Genomic DNA, 2,849 nt, shown 5'->3' with positions numbered 1-2,849 from the left:
TACGCCGCCTGCAAGGCGGCGAGCGACGCGCCCTGCGCCGAGGGCAACGTCGGCGCCGGTGCTGGTGCGCTGGTCGGCAAGCTGTTCGGGCTCGGCCGCGCGATGCGCGGCGGGCTCGGCCACGCCTGCGTCACGGTGGACGGCATCACGGTCGGCGCGTGGGTCGCCGTGAACGCGGTCGGCGACGTGATCGATCCGCGCAGCGGCCGCGTGCTGGCCGGCGCGCGCAGCGCCGACGGCCGCAGCCTGCTCGACACCACGCAGGCCTTGTTGCGCGGCGAACTGCCGCAGCCGATGCAAGCCGGCGCCGCGACGACGATCGGCGTGGTCGGCACCGATGCGGTGCTGACCAAGGCCCAGGCCGGCAAGCTCGCGCAGACCGCGCACGACGGGCTCGCGCGCAGCATCAGCCCGGTCCACACGCAGAGTGACGGCGACACGCTGTTCGCGCTCGCCACCGGTGCCAGCGGCCGCAGCGCCCATCCCACCTTGCTCGGCACGATGGCGGCCGAGGCGACGGCCCGGGCCGTCGTGCGCGCCATCGAGGCCGCCACCGCCTGGGGCCCGTATCCCGCCGCGCGCGACCTGGGCCTGCCGGCATGAGCGACACCCCGACCGGCGCCTTCCCACCCATCGTCTTCGTGCACGGCAACGGCGACACCGCCGCGCTGTGGCTGACCACCGTCTGGCGCTTCGAGAGCAACGGCTGGCCGCGCGAGCGGCTGCAGGCGATCGACATGCCCTGCCCGCTGGCACGCGACGACGACGGCATCGCGCAGCCCGGCCGCAGTTCCAGCGACGACGCGCGGCGCTGCGTGGCCGACGCGGTCGAGCAGGCCTGCCGCCGGCATGGCGTGGCGCGGGTGGTGCTGATCGCCAACTCGCGCGGCGGCTTCGCGGTGCGCAACTTCATCGCCAACGGCGGCGCAGCACGCGTATCGCACGCCATCCTCGGTGGCACGCCGAACCACGGCGTGTGGGCCGATGCCGGCTTCCGGCCGGGCAACGAGTTCAACGGCGCCGGGCCGTTCCTGCAGCGCCTGAACGGCAGCGGTGCCGACGAGACGACGCCCGGCCCGCGCTGGATGACGATTCGCTCCGACGGCCTCGACAAGTACGCGCAACCCGATGGCCTGTGGATCGGCGCGCCGGGCCGGCCGACCGGCGTCGATGCCGACGGCCCGGCGCTGCGCGGAGCGCACAACGTCGTGATCGCCTGCATCGATCACCGTGAGACTTCTTTCGGCCCGGCCGCCTTCGACGCGATGTGGCGCTTTCTCACCGGCCGCACGCCCGGCACCGTGCAGCCGGTGCCCGCGGACACCGCGATCGAGCTCTCCGGCACCGTCTCCGGCCTGCACCCGCAGGCCGCGGTGCCCGACAACCTGCCGCTGGCCGGTGCCACCGTCGAGGTGCACGCCACCGATCCGGACACCGGCGAACGCATCGGTGCGCCGCTGTACCGCCACACCGTCGGCCCGGACGGCGCCTGGGGACCGCTCGCGACCGACCCGCGCACGCCGCTGGAGTTCGTCATCACCGCCGCCGGCCACGACACGACGCACCTCTACCGCTCGCCGTTCGCGCGCTCGTCGTCGCTGGTGCACCTGCGCGCGATGCGCCTGGCCGATGTGGACGCCGACGCCGACCCGGTGGCCGCGCCGGCGCCCGACCGCGAGGCACTCTCGCTGGTGCAGCTGAGCCGCCCGCGCGGCTACTTCGGCGTGCCGCGCGATCGCATCCTGCTCGACGGCCATCCACCGGCCGGGCTGCCGCCGGGCGTGCCGGGCCTGTCGCTGGCCGCGGTGAAGGTCACCGACACCGCAGGCCGCGCGGTGGCCGGAGAATTCAACGGCGAGCGCATCGTCGGCCGCGCCTGGCCGTGCGCCGGCGGGCACATCGTGCTGCTCGAACTCCATTCCTGAACGAAAGAGATCGTCGATGCGCTTGTCGCAGGTGTTGTTTTCCCAGGGCTTCGGCACGCGCCGCGAATGCGAGGGTTTGATCGGGCACGGGCTGGTGTCGGTCGGCGGGCGGGTCATCGAGGAGCCGGCCGAAGAGGTCGACACCGAGGGCCTGGTGTTCACGGTGCAGGGCCGCGACTGGCGCTTCCACGAGAAGGCGCTGGTGCTGCTGCACAAGCCGACCGGCTACGAATGCTCGCAGAAGCCCAAGCACCATCCGAGCGTGCTGAACCTGCTGCCCCCGCCGCTGCGCAACCGCGGCGTGCAGCCGGTCGGCCGGCTCGACGAGGACACCACCGGCCTGCTGCTGCTGACCGACGACGGCACGCTGATCCACCGCCTGACCTCGCCGAAGCACCATGTGCCGAAGGTCTACGAGGTGACGGCCAAGCACGAGGTGACGCCCGGGCAGGTGGCGCAGTTGCTGGCCGGCGTGGTGCTCGACGACGACCCGGCGCCGGTGCGCGCCGCGGCCTGCGAGGCGACTGGCGAAACCACGCTGCGGCTCACGCTGACCGAAGGCAAGTACCACCAGGTCAAGCGCATGGTGGCCGCGGTGGGCAACCGGGTGGAAGGCCTGCACCGCAGCGACTTCGGCGAGCTGACGCTGAAAGGCGTACCGAGCGGTGCGTGGCGCTGGGTCAGCGCGGCGGAGCGGGAACAGCTGGAGCGCAAGCGCTGATCCAAGGGGGGTGGCACCGCGAGCGGCCCGCTGCGCCGCGACGGATAATGCCCGCCCATGCGCGTCTTCAGCGGTTTCCATCATCCCGGCATCGCCGATGCCTGCGCCCTCACGATCGGCAACTTCGACGGCGTCCACCGCGGCCACCAGGCCATGCTGGCGCTGCTGCGCAACGAGGCGCAGCACCGCGGGCTGCCCTCGTG

At 73.4% G+C, this 2,849-nt stretch carries 3 protein-coding genes and 1 pseudogene; all 4 read left to right on the top strand.

The features are described 5' to 3' along the window. Nucleotides 1–603: P1 family peptidase (locus tag AC1D01_RS28365; RefSeq protein WP_477872360.1), on the top strand; the 603-nt coding region annotated here is incomplete at its 5' end. Then, complete coding sequence (locus tag AC1D01_RS28360; protein ID WP_477872358.1) at nucleotides 600–1,925, top strand: twin-arginine translocation pathway signal; 1,326 nt, start codon at nucleotides 600–602, stop codon at nucleotides 1,923–1,925. The genes AC1D01_RS28365 and AC1D01_RS28360, both read left to right, overlap by 4 nt. A 16-nt stretch (nucleotides 1,926–1,941) precedes the next feature. Next, entirely contained in the window at nucleotides 1,942–2,646 is a 705-nt protein-coding gene (locus AC1D01_RS28355; RefSeq protein ID WP_477872356.1) for a pseudouridine synthase, read from the top strand. A 57-nt stretch (nucleotides 2,647–2,703) separates the two neighbouring features. Next, a pseudogene (locus AC1D01_RS28350) lies at nucleotides 2,704–2,849 on the top strand (bifunctional riboflavin kinase/FAD synthetase); the annotation flags it as partial.

The sequence above is a fragment of the Rhizobacter sp. P3_B12 genome, from assembly GCF_056402895.1.
The sequence above is the reverse complement of the archived record's forward strand: the minus strand, read 5'-3'. Positions and strand labels throughout refer to the sequence as shown.

What these genes read in the sequence shown, in the direction of transcription:
- AC1D01_RS28360 (WP_477872358.1), top strand. Translation starts at nt 600, where the DNA reads ATGAGCGACACCCCGACCGGCGCCTTCCCACCCATCGTCTTCGTGCAC.
- AC1D01_RS28355 (WP_477872356.1), top strand. Translation starts at nt 1,942, where the DNA reads ATGCGCTTGTCGCAGGTGTTGTTTTCCCAGGGCTTCGGCACGCGCCGC.